This window comes from Propionibacterium ruminifibrarum (assembly GCF_900289195.1).
In the GTDB taxonomy this organism is placed as follows: domain Bacteria; phylum Actinomycetota; class Actinomycetes; order Propionibacteriales; family Propionibacteriaceae; genus Propionibacterium; species Propionibacterium ruminifibrarum.
The window spans coordinates 129,676-146,144 of the sequence record NZ_OMOH01000002.1 but is presented as its reverse complement, the minus strand read 5'-3'; the positions used below and the strand labels follow the sequence as shown (position 1 = coordinate 146,144).

Genomic DNA, 16,469 nt, shown 5'->3' with positions numbered 1-16,469 from the left:
CCTGACCGTGGTCGACAGTTCGTAGTGTGCCACCTGGGCGGGAAGCGGCGCCGATTCCCGCCGCCGGTGCGGACGCCACAGCCGCGACCGGTAGCCTTCAGCTGTGCGCTATCTCTCGACTCGTGCCCTGAACGCCGACGACGCCAAACCGTTCTGCGACATCCTGCTCGAAGGGCTCGCCGCCGACGGCGGACTCTACCTGCCCGAGACATACCCGCAGGTGAGCGCCGAGACCCTTGAGCAGTGGCGTGAGCTGCTCGCCACGGAGGGCTACGCGGCCCTGGCAGCCCGTGTCATCGGGCTGTTCATCGACGACATCCCGGCCGACGACCTGGCGCGGCTCACCGCCGCGGCCTACACCGGTCCGAAGTTCTCCGATCCGCAGATCGTCCCGGTCTCGCGCATCGGTGCGGGGCCGCTGTGGCTCGGTCACCTGTCCAACGGCCCGACGGCGGCCTTCAAGGACATGGCCATGCAACTGCTCGGCGAACTCATGGAGTACGAGCTGTCCCGGCGCGGCTCCTGGATGACGATCGTCGGCGCCACCAGCGGTGACACCGGTAGCTCCGCCGAGTACGCCCTGCGCGGCCGCGACGGCATCGCCGTCGTCATGCTGACCCCGGCGGGCCGGATGACACCGTTCCAGCAGGCCCAGATGTTCTCGCTGTCCGACCCCAACATCGTCAACGTCGCCGTCGAGGGCGTCTTCGACGACTGCCAGGACCTCGTCAAGGCCGTTCACACCGACGCGGCGTTCAAGGCCACCTACCACCTGGGGGCCGTCAACTCGATCAACTGGGCGCGCCTGGTGGCCCAGGTCGTCTACTACTTCTGCTGCTGGCTGCGCGTCACCGACGGTCCCGGCCAGGAGATCAGCTTCGCCGTGCCCACCGGAAACTTCGGCGACATCTGCGCGGGCCACATCGCTCGCGCCATGGGTCTGCCGATCCGTCGCCTCATCCTGGCCACCAACGAGAACGACGTGCTCGACGAGTTCTTCCGCACCGGCGTCTACCGTCCCCGCGGCCCCGAGCAGACCTGGGCGACCAGTTCGCCGAGCATGGACATCTCCAAGGCCTCCAACTTCGAGCGCTTCATCGCGGACCTGTACGGGCGCGACGGTGCCAGGGTCCGGGAACTGTTCGGCGCGGTCGCAGGTGGCGGCTTCTTCGACATCTCCGGCACCCCCGAGTTCGAGGCGGTGCGCACCGGCTATGGTTTCGTCTCCGGTTCTTCGACGCACGCGGACCGGGTCGCCACCATCGGCCGTCTGTGGCGCGAGCACGGCATCCTCATCGACCCGCACACCGCCGATGGCGTCAAGGTCGCCGAGCAGTACGTGGCGGACGAACCCGTCGTCGTCCTCGAGACGGCCCTGCCGGTGAAGTTCGCCGAGACGATCACCGAGGCCATCGGGGAACCGCCGCCCACGCCCGAACGGTTCGCCCACATCGAGGAGGGGCCACGCCGTGTCGTGGATCTGCCGAACGACGTGGACGCCCTCAAGCAGCTCATCGTGGGCACCGTCGAATCACTGCCCAGCCTGGTCCGCTGAAGCGGGCCGCCCGCACAAACGAAAGGAGACGATCATGACGATGCGTGTTGGCATCCTCACCGCCGGCGGCGACAGCCCCGGCCTGAATGCCGCCATCCGGGGTTTCGGCAAGGCGGCCATCGGCACCCACGGCATGGAGCTGATCGGTTTCCGGGACGGGATGCGCGGCCTGGCCGAGAACCGCTTCGTCGAGCTCGACTCCGCCGCGCTGTCCGGCATCCTCACCGTCGGCGGCACGATCCTGGGCACCAGCCGCGACAAGGTCCACAAGATGATGGTGGACGGCGCGCCGCGCAACATGATCGACACGATCAAGAAGAACTACGAGAAGGACAAGCTGGACGCGCTCGTCTGCCTCGGCGGCGGGGGCACGGCCAAGAACGCCAAGCGGCTGGTCGACGCCGGCCTGAACGTCATCACCCTGCCCAAGACGATCGACAACGACCTGGTGGGCACCGACGAGACCTTCGGTTTCGCGACGGCACTCGAGATCGCCACGGATGCCATCGACCGTCTGCACTCGACGGCCCACAGCCACCACCGCATCATCCTCACCGAGATCATGGGGCACCGCGCCGGCTGGCTCGCGCTCGGCGCCGGGATCGCCGGCGGCGCCGACATCATCCTGCTGCCCGAGATGCCGTACCGCGTCGAGTCGATCGCCGAGACGATCCGCCGCCGCCGGGAACAGGGCAGCAATTTCTCCGTCGTCGCCGTCGCAGAGGGCGCCCGCTCGGTGGATGACGCGGCAGAGCTCGCCGCCGCCGACGCGCTCGTGCGGGAGGCCGGCTCCCCCGAGAGCCGCGAGGCCGCCAAGAAGCACCGCAGGGTGGTCGAGGCCTCGCACCGTGCCCACACCTTCACCCTCGCCGAGCAGCTCGAGGCCGCCACCGGCCTGGAGTCACGGGTGTCCATCCTCGGCTACGTCCAGCGCGGCGGCATCCCGTGCAGCCGCGACCGCCAGCTGGCCACCCTGCTCGGTACCGCGGGCGCCGATCTGGTCAGTCAGGGGCAGTTCGGCGTCATGGTTGCCTCCAGGGGCGAGGAGGCCGTTCCCGTCCCGCTCGAGAAGGTCGCCGGCAAGATCCGCTACGTCCCCACCGATCATCCCTGGATCAGGGCCGCCAGGGAGGTCAACACCGGTTTCGGGGACTGACCGGTCGGCGCCCAGCCGCCCCGGTAATCCTGTTGCGCGCCACCGCGGCGCCGGGTTACGGTGAAAACATCTTCCACCGAACCCACAACGGGGTGAGTGCTGTGGACGCTGAGATCGGTGATGTGTTGGCGCTGGCTCGTGAGCGGGCCGGACGCGGTGGGATGATGCGGTTGAGACCGCTGGTCGCCGGTTCCTGGCGGCGTGCGTTCCGCGCCGGAGTCGACCCCGGCCGGGCGACCCCGGTGATGGTGCACGACGACCGAGAGGCCGGGGCCCGGTTCGAGTCGCTGCTGCTGGCCCGCCACCTGGATCTGGTCGCCCCACTGATCGAGGCCACCCGCGGTGGCGGCGGGCGTCTGCTGGTCATCACCGCCGCCGATGGCGAGATCGTGATGATGCGCGGCGGCGCGGCGGCGCGGCGCCGCGGTGACAGGATCGGCATGGCGCCGGGCGTCCTGTGGACCGAGAGCAGCGTCGGGACCAACGCCATCGGCACCTCGATCAGTCAGCGCGCCCTGGTGCGCATCGACGGACCCGAGCACTTCGTCATGACCCACCACGAGTGGACCTGCGTTGCGGCGCCCATCACCGACCCGGACAGCGGTGAGCTGCTTGGTGTCATCGACCTGTCCGGCCCGGTGCGCGAGTTCGGCCCCGACACGGCCGCCCTGGTCGGTGCCGTGGGGCAACTGATCGAGCGCCAGATCGCCGTCGAGCGCAGGGCCGCCGATGCGCGGATCCTCGCCGACCTGTTCGCCCGGCCGGGAGCGGCCGGGCGGGTCGCCGCCGTCCTGTCACCGACCGGGCGCCTGGTCTGGGGCAGCGATGACGGGCAGCCCGCCGGCGAGTGCGAGCACTACGAGGGGTACACGGTCGTCACCACCGGGCCGGGCCCATCCGCCGCACCCGGACCGGTCCGGCTGCGTCTGCTGGGCCCGGGAGAACCCGAGCTGAGCATGAACGGTCGCGTCACCAGGCTCACGCAGCGCCGCGCCGACCTGCTCGCCCTCATCGCGCGGGCCCCCGACGGGCTGAGCGCCGATGCGCTGGCCGAGGCGTTGTACGGCGACCGGGGCCGCCCGGGCACGGTCCGCACCGAGGTGCACCGCGCCCGGCAGTCGCTCGGCGCGGCCCTCGCCGGGGACCCGTACCGGTTCACCGTTCCGCTCAGCAGCGACGTCGGCGACGTCGAGGGGCTGCTGCGCCGCGGGGACGTCCGCGGCGCCGTCCGCTCCTACACCGGCTGGCTGCTGCCCCGCTCCGACGCGCTGACGATTGAACTGTTGCGCCAGGAGCTGCACGAGTCGGTTCGCGCGGCCGCCATCGCCGCCGGCGGCCAGGCACTGCGTGAGTACTGTCTCGGCGAACCGGGTGGGGCCGACTATCACGCCTGGGCGCGCTACGTCGAGCAGTGCGCCCCCGGGTCGGCCGAACGGGCCGTTGCCGACGCGCACCTGAACGGCCTGTGCCGAGCGGCCTGCTGAGCCCGCCCGTCCAGGTTCACCGAGAACCGGGACATCATGGGACGGATGCCGCGGCAGTGCAACGGGGCTGCAACGTCTGAGGCCGCACACTGGGTGACCAACCGGCAGGGAGGTCGCCATGGTGAGTGTCGGAGTCATTGTCAACAGCGCATCGGGGCACGACGTGCGGCGGCTGGTCAGTGCAGCGACCGTCGTCGACAACTCGGAGAAGGGGGCGATGGCCGTCCGGCTCATGGCCGGTCTCGGTGCCGCAGGCGTCGACGAGGTGCTCGCCATGCCCCTCGACGACACGGTGGCCGGCCCGATGGCCAGGGTCAGGAGGGGCATCGAGCTGGAGACCGGTGCGCCGCTGCCGCCCATACGCTGGCTCGACATGCCGGTCGTGGGCCGGGCCGTCGACACCTGCCTCGCCCTGGACCTCATGCGCCAGGCAGGTGTCGCTGCCATCTGCGTACTCGGCGGGGACGGCACCCAGCGACTGGCCGTCGGGCGGATCGGAGACATCCCCCTGACCCCGCTGTCGACCGGCACCAACAATGCCTTCCCAGGGTGGTCGGAGGCCACCGTGGCCGGTCTGGCCACCGGCTGTGTCGCCACCGGGCAGGTGAGCCGCGAGGACGCCTGCGTGCAGGAACACGCCCTCCTCGTGCACCACGATGGCCGAACCGAGGCCGCGCTCGTGGACGTCGCCGTGACCCGTTCCCTGTTCACCGGGGTGCGCGCCTCGTGGCGGGCCGAGCACGTCGAGGAGGTGACGGCCGTGTTCACCGACCCCACGGTGATCGGGCTCAGCGCGATCGTCGCGGCCCGGGCCGACGCGCCTCGCCACGCCCCGGTTGCCGCCCGCGTCCGGCTCGGCGAGGGCACGCGGGTGCGGGCGCCCCTGGCGCCGGGGGTGGTCGAGGAGGTGGCCGTCTCGCAGCCGCAGTACCTGCGTCTGGGCGACGTGGCCGAGATCCCGGACGGGCATGGCGCGATCAGCCTCGACGGGGAGCGGCTCATCGAACGCCCCGGCGGGCTGGGCGCCTCGATGGAGCTGGTGGAGGCGCTGTGGCGCATCGACGTGGCCCGCGCCATGAGTGCAACGCGGGTGCAACGGTGGGGCCCCTAGCCTCAAGACATCAACCCAATGGAGGGAGTCATGATGAGCCAGACGACTGGGATCGGCCCGGACGAGCTGCTGGGCGCCTATCGCACCATGCGGACGATCCGGGAGTTCGAGGAGCGGTTGCACAGGGAGTTCTCCACTGGCGCGATCCCCGGCTTCGTCCATCTCTACGCGGGGGAGGAGGCCGTGGCGGCCGGGGTGTGCGGTCTGCTCACCGCGGACGACTACATCGCAAGCACCCACCGCGGCCATGGTCACGCCATCGCGAAGGGCTGTGACGTCATGGCCATGATGGCCGAGATCTACGGCAAGGCGACCGGGTTGTGCAAGGGCAGGGGCGGCTCGATGCACATCGCCGACGTGGACGTCGGCATGCTCGGCGCCAACGGCATCGTCGGTGGCGGCCCGCCCCTGGTGTGCGGCGCCGGCCTGAAGGCCAAGATCACCGGCACCGACCAGGTGGCCGTCTCGTTCACCGGCGATGGCGGCTCGAACCAGGGCACCTTCCTGGAGTCGCTCAACCTGGCCTCGGTGTGGGACCTTCCGGTCATCTTCGTGGTGGAGAACAACGGTTATGCGGAGGCGACCTCGAGCCGGTACCACCAGAAGGGCATCGACGTGGCCAAGCGCGGAGACGCCTTCGGCATCCCGGCGATGACGGTGGACGGGCAGGACTACTTCGAGGTCCGCGAGGCGGCCCAGGCCGCCATCGGGCGGGCACGTGCCGGCGGCGGCCCGTCGCTGCTGGAGTGCAAGACGGTGCGCTACTACGGGCACTTCGAGGGCGACCAGCAGACCTATCGCCCGGCCGACGAGGTGCCCACCGCGAGGGCGGAGCACGACCCGCTGACCCTGTTCGAGCAGCGCGTCACGGCATCCGGTCTGCTCGACGCGGGGCAGCTCCGGGAGATCGACCGTGAGGTCGGCGAGCTGATCGACCGCTCGGTGGAGCAGGCCAAGGCCGCCCCCGAACCGGCCCTGGAGACCCTCACCGAAGACGTGTACGTCTCCTACTAGGTGGAAGGACGCAGACAATGGCACGCACACTGAGCTACATGAAAGCCATCAACGAGGCCCTCGCCCAGGAGATGGACCGGGACCCCTCGGTCGTCGTGTTCGGGGAGGACGTCGCCGGCGGCGCCGGAACCAGTCAGCCGATGGACGCCTGGGGCGGTGTCTTCGGCCTGACCAAGGGACTGTGGGAGAAGTTCCCCGACCGCGTCCTGGACACCCCGATCAGCGAGTCGGCGATCATGGGTGCCGCGGCGGGCGCGGCGGTCAGCGGGCTGCGTCCGGTGGCCGAGTTGATGTTCATCGACTTCCTGGGGGTCTGTTTCGACCAGATCTTCAACCAGGCCGCGAAGTTCCGCTACATGTTCGGCGGCAAGACGCGGACCCCGATGGTGGTCCGCACCTGCTACGGCGCCGGTGCCGGTGCCGCCGCCCAGCACTCCCAGACGCTGTACAACATCTTCACCAACATCCCCGGCCTCAAGGTCGTCGTGCCGAGCAGCCCCTACGACGCCAAGGGCCTGCTGACCGCGGCGATCCGTGACGACGACCCGGTCATCTTCTGCGAGCACAAGGCGTTGTATGGCGTACGCGGCGAGGTTCCGACCGAGCTCTACGAGGTGCCGCTCGGCCAGGCCAATGTCGTGCGCGAGGGCACCGACGTGACCGTCGTCGCACTGGGGCAGATGGTGCCGAGGGCCCAGCGGGCCGCCGAGGCGCTCCAGGGAGAGGGCGTCGGCGTCGAGGTCGTCGACCCGCGCACCACGTCGCCGCTGGACGAGGCGACGATCCTCGCCTCCGTCACCAGGACCGGGCGGTGCGTGGTCGTCGACGAGGGCTACCCGCGGTGCGGCATGGGGACCGACCTGGTGAGCCTGGTCGCAACCCGCGGGCCGCGGTTGCGGGCACCGATCGGGCTGGTCACCCCGCCCCACACGCCCGTGCCGTTCGCGCACGTGCTGGAGGAGGCCTACCTGCCCGGCCCCGACGAGATCGCCGCAGCGGTCCGCACCACCCTGGAACCGGTCGACGCATAAGGAGCAGAGACATGGCCATCACAGCGATCACCATGCCCAAGTGGGGCATGACCATGCAGGAGGGCGAGTTCACCGAGTGGAACGTCGCCGAGGGCGACACCGTCGCGGCCGAGGACAACCTCGCCGGTATCTCCAGCGACAAGATCGAGGGCGAGCTGCCCTCGCCGGCCGCAGGGGTGATCCGCAGGCTCATCGCCGAGTCGGGCCAGAGCTACGAGGTCGGTGCGCTGCTCGGCGTCATCGCCGATGCGGACACCCCCGATGCCGAGATCGACGCGTTCATCGCCCAGCACGGCTGAGTCACCTGTGGGGCGCCGGCACCGGCGCCCACTGCCGTCACTGCATGAGCACGACGGAACGCAGCACCTTCCCGGCGCGCATCCTCTCGAAGGCCTCGTTCACCTGATCGATGCCGATCGTCTCCGAGACGAAGACGTCCAGGTCGAGCCGGCCCTGCCGGTACAGGTCGAGCAGCATCGGGATGTCGCGTTCGGGCAGGCAGTCGCCGTACCAGCTCGACTTCAGGGAGCCGCCGTAGTCGAAGACGTCGGCCAGCGGGAGGTCGAGCCGCGCGTCGGGGGCCGGCACCCCCACGAGGACCACGCGCCCGGCCAGGTCACGGGCGTAGAAGGCCTGCTTCCAGGTGCCGGGCGTACCGACCGCGTCGATGACGACGTCGGCGCCGACCCCGCCGGTCAGCTCGTGGATCCGTGCGACGACATCGCAGCTGCCGGCGTCGATGGTCGCGGTGGCGCCCAGGTCCGAGGCCAGGGACAGCTTGCTGGTGTCGGTGTCGACGGCGATGACGCCGGTCGCACCGGCCAGCCGGGCGCCGAGCAGGGCGGCCATGCCGACGCCGCCCAGGCCGATGACCGCCACCTGTTCGCCGCGACGCACGGCGGCGGTGTTGAGCGCGGCGCCGAGACCGGCCATGATGCCGCAGCCGAGCAGCCCGGCGACCTCGGGCCGCACGGACGGGTCGAACCTCGTGCACTGCCCCTCGGCGACGAGCGTCCGGGGCGCCAGTGCGCCGATGCCGAGCGCGGCCGTCAGCGCGGTGCCGTCGGCGAGTCGCATCGGCTGGGTCGCATTCGCGGTGTCGAAGCAGTACCAGGGTTCACCGCGCCGGCAGGCGCGGCACTGACCGCAGACGGCTCGCCAGTTCAGGACGACACGGTCGCCCACCTGCACATGGGTGACGCCGGCGCCGATGGCGGTCACGGTGCCGGCCGCCTCGTGGCCGATGAGGAACGGGTAGCCGTCGCCGACGGCGCCGGTGACGTAGTGCAGATCCGTCTGGCAGATCCCGCACGCGGCGACGTCCACGACGACCTCGCCGGGACCGGGATCGGGGACGACGACATCGAGCAGTTCGACTGGTGCGCCCTTGGCGCGCGAGACGACTCCTTGGACGGTGGTGGACATGGGGTGAACTCCACATAGGGACCCTGATAAGGGCTGACAGGGCCGAGACTAGGGTCGCTGGCTGGCAACGGGCTGTGCGACCCGCGCCGCGCGACCCCGGGACTGCCCCTATGCTGGGCGTGTGCCCGCCGTTCCCGACCGCCGCCTGCTGGTGCTGCGTGTCGCCGCGCTCGTCCTCGACATGGACGACACCATCAACCAGACCGACCGGGCCATGCGGGCCGGTCTGCGGTGTGCGACCAGGGCACTGTGGCCGCAGCTGGGCGAGCCGGATCGGGAGCGCAGCATCCAGGAGTACGTGGCGGACCGGACCGGCTGGTTCGACCGGTTCGCCAGGGGCGAGATCGACTTCGAGGAGATGCGGCGCGGACGCCTGGTGGACATGGCCAACGGTCTCGGGGTCCGGGTCGACGACGAGCACCTGCGGCGTTTCGAGTCGACCTACCGGTCCGCCTTCGCCGAGGCGTGCACCCCATGGCCCGACGCGCTGGCGCTCATCGACCGCGCCGACGCGGCGGGCGTCCCCGTGGCGGTGCTGTCGAACTCCGCCCAGCAGATGACCGTGATGAAGGTCCGCAGGCTCGGACTGGAGGGCCGGTTCGCCCAGGTCTTCTCGTCCGACCAGCTCGGTGCCGGCAAACCCGACCCCGGCGCCTACCGGGCGGCGTGCGCGAGGCTGGACGCCGTTCCGGCAGCGGTCGGCTACGTCGACGACCACCTGCGCGACGCCGTGGGGGCGAGCCGGGTCGGCATGCAGTCGGTCTGGCTCGACCGCGGCGGCCGCGGCGAGGGGCCGGCGGACCAGCCGGCCGTCGCCTCGCTCGACCAGCTGCTGCTCGAGCACGTCGGGCCCTGAGAGAGCCGCCCGGCCGGGGCCGGGACGGTGCCGCTGAAGCGGCCCCAAGCCGCCTTGTCATGCGCCGGTGACGGCGGCTAGCGTCGACTCATCACAGGTCAGCGCACGGGGGTGTCCGTCATGAGAATCAGCTGGGAGGACCTGACCGCCGGACGGCCCGGCGCGCCCGCCGTCCGCGCCGAGGACGTCGCGGGGGCGGGCTGCCCGGCGCTCATCGTCCTCGACGACGACCCCACCGGCACCCAGTCGGTGTCCGAGCTGCCGGTCGTGACCACCTGGCAGGTCGAGGACCTCGAATGGGGCCTGTCGACGGGCGCGGCCGCCGTCTACGTCATGACGAACTCGCGCAGCCTCGGGCCCGCCGATGCCGAGCGCGTCAACCGGGAGGCCGTACGCAACGGCCTGGAGGCGGCCCGCAGGACCTGCCGGCGGGTGGCGTTCGTCTCGCGCTCGGACTCGACGCTGCGCGGCCACTACCCGCTCGAGCCGGATGCCATCGCCGCCGTACTCGCCCAGCACGGTCGCCGGGTCGACGGCGTCGTCCTCGTGCCGGCCTTCCCCGAGGCGGGTCGCATCACCCTCGACGCGGTGCACTACGCGGGCAGCGTTGCCGACGGCTTCGTGCCGGTGGGGGACAGCGAGTTCGCCTCCGACGCCACCTTCGGGTACCGGTCCTCCGACCTCGCCGACTGGGTGCAGGAGAAGTCCGGCGGGCGGTTGGCGGCGGACGAGGTCATCCGCATCGGCCTGGGTGCGCTGCGCACCGATCCCGAGGCGGTCGTGGCCGCGCTGGCCGGGGCGCGCGACGCCCAGCCGATCGTCGTCGACTGCCTGGAGGAGAACGACCTGCGCCTGCTCGCCCTCGGCCTGGCCCGTGCCGAGGCGCTCGGCCACAACTTCATCTACCGCGTCGGTCCGCCCTTCGTCCGGGCGCGTATCGGGCAGCCGCCCCGGGTCCCGCTCGGTCCCGACGCGTGCCGGCCCGCCCCCGGCGCCGCGGCCTCGGACGCGGCCGGTGGTCTGGTGGTGGTCGGCTCCCATGTCGGTCTCACCAGGCGCCAGGTCGGCGCCCTGGCCGGGCGCGACGAGATCGCGCAGCTCGTCCTCGACGTGCCCAGGACGCTCGACGAATCCACCCGCGCCGCCCACCTGGACGAGGTCGTCGCGGCCGCCGTCGCGCAGCTGGGGCGGGGTACCGCCCTCGTGCGCTGCAGTGAGACCCTCGTCACCGGGGCCGACGCGGACGACTCACTGCGCATCGCGCGTGCCGTCTCCGACGCCGTCGTCGAGGTCGTCCGCCGCACCCTGGGGGCCCGGGCCCCGCGCTTCGTCGTCGCCAAGGGCGGCATCACGTCCTCGGACGTCGCCTCGCGCGGGTTGGGGATCCGCCGCGCCATCGCCCGCGGCCCGATGCTGCCGGGCATCATCTCGCTGTGGGAGCCCGTCGACGGGCCGGCCCGCGGCATCCCCTACGTCGTCTTCCCCGGCAACGTCGGCGACGAGGGGTCACTGGCCGACGTCATCGACACGCTGCAGGAATCCCTGCGATGACCAGGAAGAGTCCGAACCGGCGTTCCAGGTAGCGGGAGCCCCGCGCCCGGCCTCTGCAGCACGGGCACGGGCCCGCCCCGAGCCGGCCGTCTCAGCTACGCGGTTTCTTCGCCGGGGGCTCGCCCAGGGTGATCTCGGCGGCGAGGTTCTCGCCCGCCTCGACGAAGGCGATCGGGCACGTGATGCGACCGACGGCCGACAGGTCGTCGGCGATCAGGGCGAGGTTGGCGACCGAGGACGCCGGGCCCGTCACGGTGATGGCCTCGACCGGGGTCCGCATGGAGACCTTGGCGTCGGACTTGGCGCCGCGCACCAGGATCAGGGCGGCGGCCATGTCGGCCACGAGCGCGGTGTCTCCACCGACCGGCAGCTCGTCGACAGTGGGCCAGGCGGCGGTGTGCACCGAACCGTCCTGCCACCAGCTCCAGACCTCCTCGGTGACGAACGGCATGAACGGGGCCAGCAGCCTCAGGACGACCGAGAGGGCCAGCTGCAGACTCGCGTTCGCCGAGGCCGCGGTCTGCTCGCCGCGGGCGCCGTAGGCGCGTTCCTTGACGAGCTCCAGGTAGTCGTCGCAGAAGCTCCAGAAGAAGGTCTCGGTGGCCTCCAGCGCCGTCGTGTAGTCGAACTCTGCCAGTGCCCTGCCGGCCTTGTCGACGACCTCGCGCAGCACGGCCAGCTCGGCGAGGTCGATGGGCTCGGTGATGGCCTCGGGGCCGGTCGGGGCGCCCATGCCGAGTACGAACCTGCTGGCGTTGAGCACCTTCATGGCGAGCCGGCGCCCGACCTTCATCTGCCGTTCGTCGAAGGGGGAGTCCATGCCCGGGCGGGCCATCGCGGCACGCCAGCGCACGGCGTCCGCGCCGTACTTGTCGATGATGTCGGTGGGCACGATCACATTGCCCTTCGACTTGCTCATCTTCTTGCGGTCGGGGTCCACGACGAAGCCCGAGACGGTGGCGCGTCGCCACGGGACGGTGCCGAACTCGAAGTCGGCGCGGACGACCCGGCTGAACAGCCAGGTGCGGATGATGTCGTGGGCCTGTGGTGCCAGGTCCATCGGGAAGGTCAGCCCGAACAGCTCGGGGTCGCGCTCCCAGCCGCAGACGATCTCGGGCGTCAGCGAACTGGTCGCCCACGTGTCCATGACGTCGGGGTCGGCCATGAAACCGCCGGGGACACCGCGCTGCCCGGGTTCGAAGCCGGGCGGGCAGTCCGAGCTCGGGTCGACCGGCAGGGTCTCCGGTGCCGCCATGATCGGGTCGGCGTAGTCGGGGTCGCCGTTCGCGTCGAGCCGGTACCAGACGGGGAAGGGGATGCCGAAGAAGCGCTGGCGGCTGATGAGCCAGTCACCGTTGAGGCCCTCGACCCAGTTCGAGTAGCGGAACCTCATGTGCTCGGGCACGAAGTCGATCTGGTCGCCGCGGGACAGCAGGCGGGCCTTGAGCTCCTCGTCACGGCCGCCGTTGGAGATGTACCACTGGCGGGTCGAGACGATCTCGAGGGGCTTGTCGCCCTTCTCGTAGAAATTGGCCATGCGCTGGGTCGGTTTCGGTTCGCCGACCATCTCACCGGTGGCCTGCAGTTTGGTGACCATGGCGGCGCGGGCGCTGAAGACGGTCTTGCCGGCCAGCTCGGCCTCGTAGAACGAGGGGTCGGGCAGCCAGTCGGGCAGCTCGCGCTGCAGACGGCCGTCGCGGCCGATCACCGTGCGCGTGGGCAGGCTCAGTTCGCGCCACCACTGGACGTCGGTGAGGTCGCCGAAGGTGCAGCACATGGCGATGCCGGCGCCCTTGTCCATCTCGGCGGCCGGGTGGGCCAGGACCGGCACCTCGACGCCGAAGACCGGCGTCGTGACCGTCTGGCCGAACAGGTTCTTGTAGCGCTCGTCATCCGGGTGGGCGATGAGGGCGCAGCAGGAGACGAGCAGCTCGGGGCGGGTCGTCTCGATGAAGACGTCGGCGCCGTCCTCGGCGTGGAAGGCCAGGCGGTGGTAGGCGCCGGGGTAGTCGCGGGCCTCGAGCTCGGCCTGGGCGACGGCGGTCTGGAAGGTGACGTCCCACATGGTGGGGGCCTCGCTCATGTAGGCCTCACCGCGTTCGTAGTTGCGCAGGAAGGCCAGCTGCGAGATGCGCTGGGTCTCGGTGCCGATCGTCGTGTACAGCTGGTTCCAGTCGACCGACAGCCCGACCTTGCGCCACAGCTCGGCGAACGCCTCCTCGTCCACCACGGTGAGGCGGTGGCACAGTTCGACGAAGTTGCGGCGGCTGATCGGCACCTGCTTCTTCGGATCGGGCCTGGCCGGGGGCTCGAAATCGGGGTCGTAGGGGATCGACGGGTCGCAGCGCACCCCGAAGTAGTTCTGGACACGCCGCTCGGTGGGCAGCCCGTTGTCGTCCCAGCCCATCGGGTAGAAGACGTGCTTGCCCATCATGCGCTGGTAGCGGGCCACGACGTCGGTGTGGGTGTAGCTGAACACGTGACCGACGTGCAGGGAGCCGGAGACGGTGGGCGGGGGCGTGTCGATGCTGAACACCTGGCGACGATCCTCGGGGCGCGTGAACGCGTACAGCTGGTCGGCCTCCCAGGCCGCGGCCCACTTGTCCTCGAGCCCCTCGAGCACCGGACGATCCGGTACCCGCCAGCCCTGGGGGGTCGATGCGGGTGTCGTCGGTGCAGGTGTGGCAGTCATGGGGGACATCCTACTCACCGGGCAGTGCCCTCCAGCCGGTCCCGCAGCGCCGCGGACACGGGTGGGCCCCCGCCCGTTCAGGCGGGGCCCACCCGTGGTTGAGAAGGTGCGACGCGGTCGGCTCAGGCGGCGGCCCTGATGGCCTCCAGGACCGACTCCTCGCTCGTGATGTCGACGCCCTGGAACGAGACCGGGTTCCCGTTGACCTGGAAGGTCGGGGTCGCGGTGACACCGGCGTCCATGCCGGCCTGTTCGACGTTCTCCACGAAGGTCTGCGCCTGGTTCTCGTCGACGCAGCTCTGGAAGGTCGTCAGGTCATCGCCGGTGATGCCGGCCGCCTCGGCGATCTCGGAGCGCAGCTGCTCCTCGGTGTACCCGTCGCCCTCCTGCGCGGGCGCGGCGGCGTAGGCGGCGTCATGGTACTCCTGGAACTTGCCGACCTGATCGGCGCAGACCGCGGCCATCGCGGCCCGCTTGGAGGACTCCGCGGTGCCCTTGGCCGCGTTGAGCTGCTCGAGGTTCTGGTCGAGGAAGGTGCGGGTGCGGTACTCGATCCTGATCTGCCCGCTGGAGGCCAGCGAACTGAAGACGGGGCCGAGCTGCTCCTCGTAGGTCTGGCAGATCGGGCACTGGTAGTCCTCGTAGATGACCAGGGTCGGGGCCGAGTCGTTGGAGTTGAGCGGCGAGAGGATGCCACTGCCGTCGGCGTTCGCGTGCGGCGGGGTGATCTGCTCGCCCAGGTTCGTCGCGGTCGGCTCATCGGTTCCACGGCCGATTCGCCCGGTGGCGCCGAGCGCCACGACGACGATCACCGCGATGATGGCGACGGCGCACACCACGATGAGGGCCAGACGCACCCGCTTCTGGTGGGCCGCCTGCGCGGCCTGGGCCTGGCGCAGCGCCTCGCGGCGACTCATGCCCGCACCGCCAGGGGGTGTCTGCTTCCTGCCTGAGTTCTTCGAGGCCATGTCAACCTTCCGGCTCGAGCGTCCTGATCCGTGTCCGTACCGCTAGGCGAGTCTACCCGAGCCCTGAACCCGCCCCGCCCGCCCGCGGGACTGCTGGGCTCCGGGGGCGAGAACCGCAACTAGTCTTGAGCCCGATGACCAGCACACGAGAGAAGAACCGCGGACCGGCGTCCAGCCACGCCGCCATCGTGGAGTCACTCACCTCACGATGGCCGGAGCATCGCATCGGCCCCACCCTGGTGCGCATCCAGGCGCTGTGCGAACTGCTCGGCTCGCCGCAGGACGCATGCCCGGTGATCGCCGTCACCGGCACCAACGGCAAGGGCAGCACGGCAGCCATGATCGACGCCCTCCTGCGCTCGATGGGCCTGCGCACCGGACGTTTCACCTCCCCGCACCTGCAGGAGATCACCGAACGCATCTGCATCGACGGCGCCCCGATCGAGGCGGCCCGGTTCGATGAACTCTGGGAGCAGATCAGCCCCATGGTCGACATCGTCGACGCCCGGCGGATCGATGGCATCGCCCTGACCTTCTTCGAGGTCATGGTCGCCCTGGCCTACGCGGCCTTCGCCGACGCCCCCGTCGACGTGGCGATCATGGAGGTCGGCATGGGCGGGCGCTGGGACGCCACCAACGTGGCCGACGCCCGGGTCGGCGTCGTCGGCCCGGTCGACATGGACCACATGCAGTACCTCGGCACCACGATCGGACAGATCGCCGCCGAGAAGGCCGGCATCATCAAGCCGGGCGCGACCGCGGTGCTCGCCGGCCAGCGGCCCGAGGCCGCAGCCGTCCTGTCCAGGCACTGCGCCGAGGTCGGCGCGACGATGGTGCGAGAAGGCCTCGACTTCGCCCTGCTGGACCGGCAGGTGGCCGTCGGCGGCCAGCTGCTGCGGCTCGAGGGCGCCGGTGGACCGGTCGGGGATCTCTTCCTGCCCCTGCACGGCGCCCACATGGCCCACAACGCCGCCGTGGCCGTCGCAGCGGTCGAGGCGTTCTGCGGCGGGCGCCCCATCGATCCCGCGGTCCTCGCCGAGGGACTGGCCGGCGTGCGGGCCCCCGGGCGGTTGGAGGCCATCCACCACGACCCGCTCGTCGTGCTCGACACGGCTCACAACCCGCACGGCGTCCGCGCCACCCTGGCCGGCCTGCGGGAGGCCTTCACCATGCGACCGGCCATCGGCGTGCTCGCCATGATGGCCGACAAGCAGGTGGATGCGGTGCTGGACCTGCTCGCCGCCGAACTCGACCAGGTCGTCGTCACCACTGTTCGGAGCAGCCCGCGCGCCATGAGCGTCGAGGACATCGCCTCGTTGGCCGTCGGGGCGTTCGGGCGAGCACGTGTGCACACCGCCGAGGACACCGCCGAGGCGCTCAGCAGGGCCATGACGCTCGCCGGTGGCGCGGGGGAGGAGGCCGGTGTGCTCGTCATCGGCTCGGTGCACCTCGCCGGTGAGGCCCGCGACATCCTGGCCGACGACGCCTCCGGCGTGGCCGTGGACCCGCTCACCATGTCGGTCGTCGAGGAGCCGGACGGCTCCTCCTGACGTCCCGGCGTTCGGCTTCCCCCAAACCCGGTTGTGGACGGTTCCCCGGGCCCGGGGGCGAGTCGTTAGGGTTTTG

At 71.1% G+C, this 16,469-nt stretch carries 13 protein-coding genes; 10 read left to right on the top strand and 3 right to left on the bottom strand.

The window, feature by feature from the left end:
* Window positions 1–103 precede the first annotated feature (103 nt).
* The 7 genes from thrC to PROPJV5_RS02650 all read left to right on the top strand — a co-directional run bounded on the left by thrC (window position 104) and on the right by PROPJV5_RS02650 (window position 7,650).
* Window positions 104–1,555, top strand: coding sequence for a threonine synthase (gene thrC, locus PROPJV5_RS02680; protein WP_119714793.1), 1,452 nt, complete (start codon window positions 104–106; stop codon window positions 1,553–1,555).
* A 34-nt stretch (window positions 1,556–1,589) separates the two neighbouring features.
* On the top strand, window positions 1,590–2,711 hold the full coding sequence (locus PROPJV5_RS02675; RefSeq protein ID WP_119714792.1) for a 6-phosphofructokinase: 1,122 nt from the start codon (window positions 1,590–1,592) through the stop codon (window positions 2,709–2,711).
* Window positions 2,712–2,812: 101 nt separating this feature from the next.
* Window positions 2,813–4,195 carry a helix-turn-helix domain-containing protein gene (locus PROPJV5_RS02670; protein WP_147385325.1) on the top strand — a complete coding sequence of 461 codons (1,383 nt, stop codon included), beginning with the start codon at window positions 2,813–2,815 and terminating at the stop codon, window positions 4,193–4,195.
* 118 nt (window positions 4,196–4,313) lie between these two features.
* On the top strand, window positions 4,314–5,306 hold the full coding sequence (locus PROPJV5_RS02665; protein WP_119714790.1) for an NAD(+)/NADH kinase: 993 nt from the start codon (window positions 4,314–4,316) through the stop codon (window positions 5,304–5,306).
* A 33-nt stretch (window positions 5,307–5,339) separates the two neighbouring features.
* Window positions 5,340–6,320 (top strand): thiamine pyrophosphate-dependent dehydrogenase E1 component subunit alpha, encoded by a 981-nt coding sequence (locus tag PROPJV5_RS02660; protein WP_119714985.1) that lies wholly within the window; start codon window positions 5,340–5,342, stop codon window positions 6,318–6,320.
* A gap of 17 nt (window positions 6,321–6,337) precedes the next feature.
* Window positions 6,338–7,351: an alpha-ketoacid dehydrogenase subunit beta gene (locus PROPJV5_RS02655; RefSeq protein ID WP_119714789.1), complete on the top strand. Its 1,014-nt coding sequence runs from the start codon at window positions 6,338–6,340 to the stop codon at window positions 7,349–7,351.
* A gap of 11 nt (window positions 7,352–7,362) precedes the next feature.
* The gene (locus PROPJV5_RS02650) at window positions 7,363–7,650 is read left to right on the top strand and encodes a biotin/lipoyl-containing protein (protein ID WP_119714788.1); all 288 of its coding nucleotides are present in this window, start codon (window positions 7,363–7,365) and stop codon (window positions 7,648–7,650) included.
* A gap of 37 nt (window positions 7,651–7,687) precedes the next feature.
* On the opposite strand, the gene PROPJV5_RS02645 is transcribed toward PROPJV5_RS02650, so the two are convergent.
* Entirely contained in the window at window positions 7,688–8,776 is a 1,089-nt protein-coding gene (locus tag PROPJV5_RS02645; RefSeq protein WP_119714787.1) for an S-(hydroxymethyl)mycothiol dehydrogenase, read from the bottom strand.
* 121 nt (window positions 8,777–8,897) lie between these two features.
* Here PROPJV5_RS02645 and PROPJV5_RS02640 point away from each other — a divergent pair, with 121 nt between their 5' ends.
* Window positions 8,898–9,632 carry an HAD family hydrolase gene (locus tag PROPJV5_RS02640; RefSeq protein WP_119714786.1) on the top strand — a complete coding sequence of 245 codons (735 nt, stop codon included), beginning with the start codon at window positions 8,898–8,900 and terminating at the stop codon, window positions 9,630–9,632.
* Window positions 9,633–9,752: 120 nt separating this feature from the next.
* Window positions 9,753–11,183 (top strand): four-carbon acid sugar kinase family protein, encoded by a 1,431-nt coding sequence (locus PROPJV5_RS02635; RefSeq protein ID WP_119714984.1) that lies wholly within the window; start codon window positions 9,753–9,755, stop codon window positions 11,181–11,183.
* Between the two features lie 91 nt (window positions 11,184–11,274).
* Here PROPJV5_RS02635 and valS read toward each other — a convergent pair whose 3' ends face one another.
* On the bottom strand, window positions 11,275–13,875 hold the full coding sequence (gene valS, locus PROPJV5_RS02630) for a valine--tRNA ligase (protein ID WP_119714785.1): 2,601 nt from the start codon (window positions 13,873–13,875) through the stop codon (window positions 11,275–11,277).
* 122 nt (window positions 13,876–13,997) lie between these two features.
* The gene (locus PROPJV5_RS02625) at window positions 13,998–14,843 is read right to left on the bottom strand and encodes a DsbA family protein (RefSeq protein WP_119714784.1); all 846 of its coding nucleotides are present in this window, start codon (window positions 14,841–14,843) and stop codon (window positions 13,998–14,000) included.
* 134 nt (window positions 14,844–14,977) lie between these two features.
* Between PROPJV5_RS02625 and PROPJV5_RS02620 the strand changes: the two genes are divergently transcribed.
* The gene (locus PROPJV5_RS02620) at window positions 14,978–16,393 is read left to right on the top strand and encodes a bifunctional folylpolyglutamate synthase/dihydrofolate synthase (protein ID WP_119714783.1); all 1,416 of its coding nucleotides are present in this window, start codon (window positions 14,978–14,980) and stop codon (window positions 16,391–16,393) included.
* Window positions 16,394–16,469 lie beyond the last annotated feature (76 nt).

Coding starts and splice junctions, on each gene's coding strand:
- PROPJV5_RS02635 (WP_119714984.1), top strand. CDS start 9,753: ATGAGAATCAGCTGGGAGGACCTGACCGCCGGACGGCCCGGCGCGCCC.
- PROPJV5_RS02625 (WP_119714784.1), bottom strand. CDS start 14,843: ATGGCCTCGAAGAACTCAGGCAGGAAGCAGACACCCCCTGGCGGTGCG.
- PROPJV5_RS02675 (WP_119714792.1), top strand. CDS start 1,590: ATGACGATGCGTGTTGGCATCCTCACCGCCGGCGGCGACAGCCCCGGC.
- PROPJV5_RS02660 (WP_119714985.1), top strand. CDS start 5,340: ATGAGCCAGACGACTGGGATCGGCCCGGACGAGCTGCTGGGCGCCTAT.
- PROPJV5_RS02650 (WP_119714788.1), top strand. CDS start 7,363: ATGGCCATCACAGCGATCACCATGCCCAAGTGGGGCATGACCATGCAG.
- PROPJV5_RS02645 (WP_119714787.1), bottom strand. CDS start 8,776: ATGTCCACCACCGTCCAAGGAGTCGTCTCGCGCGCCAAGGGCGCACCA.
- PROPJV5_RS02665 (WP_119714790.1), top strand. CDS start 4,314: ATGGTGAGTGTCGGAGTCATTGTCAACAGCGCATCGGGGCACGACGTG.
- PROPJV5_RS02655 (WP_119714789.1), top strand. CDS start 6,338: ATGGCACGCACACTGAGCTACATGAAAGCCATCAACGAGGCCCTCGCC.
- PROPJV5_RS02620 (WP_119714783.1), top strand. CDS start 14,978: ATGACCAGCACACGAGAGAAGAACCGCGGACCGGCGTCCAGCCACGCC.
- valS (WP_119714785.1), bottom strand. CDS start 13,875: ATGACTGCCACACCTGCACCGACGACACCCGCATCGACCCCCCAGGGC.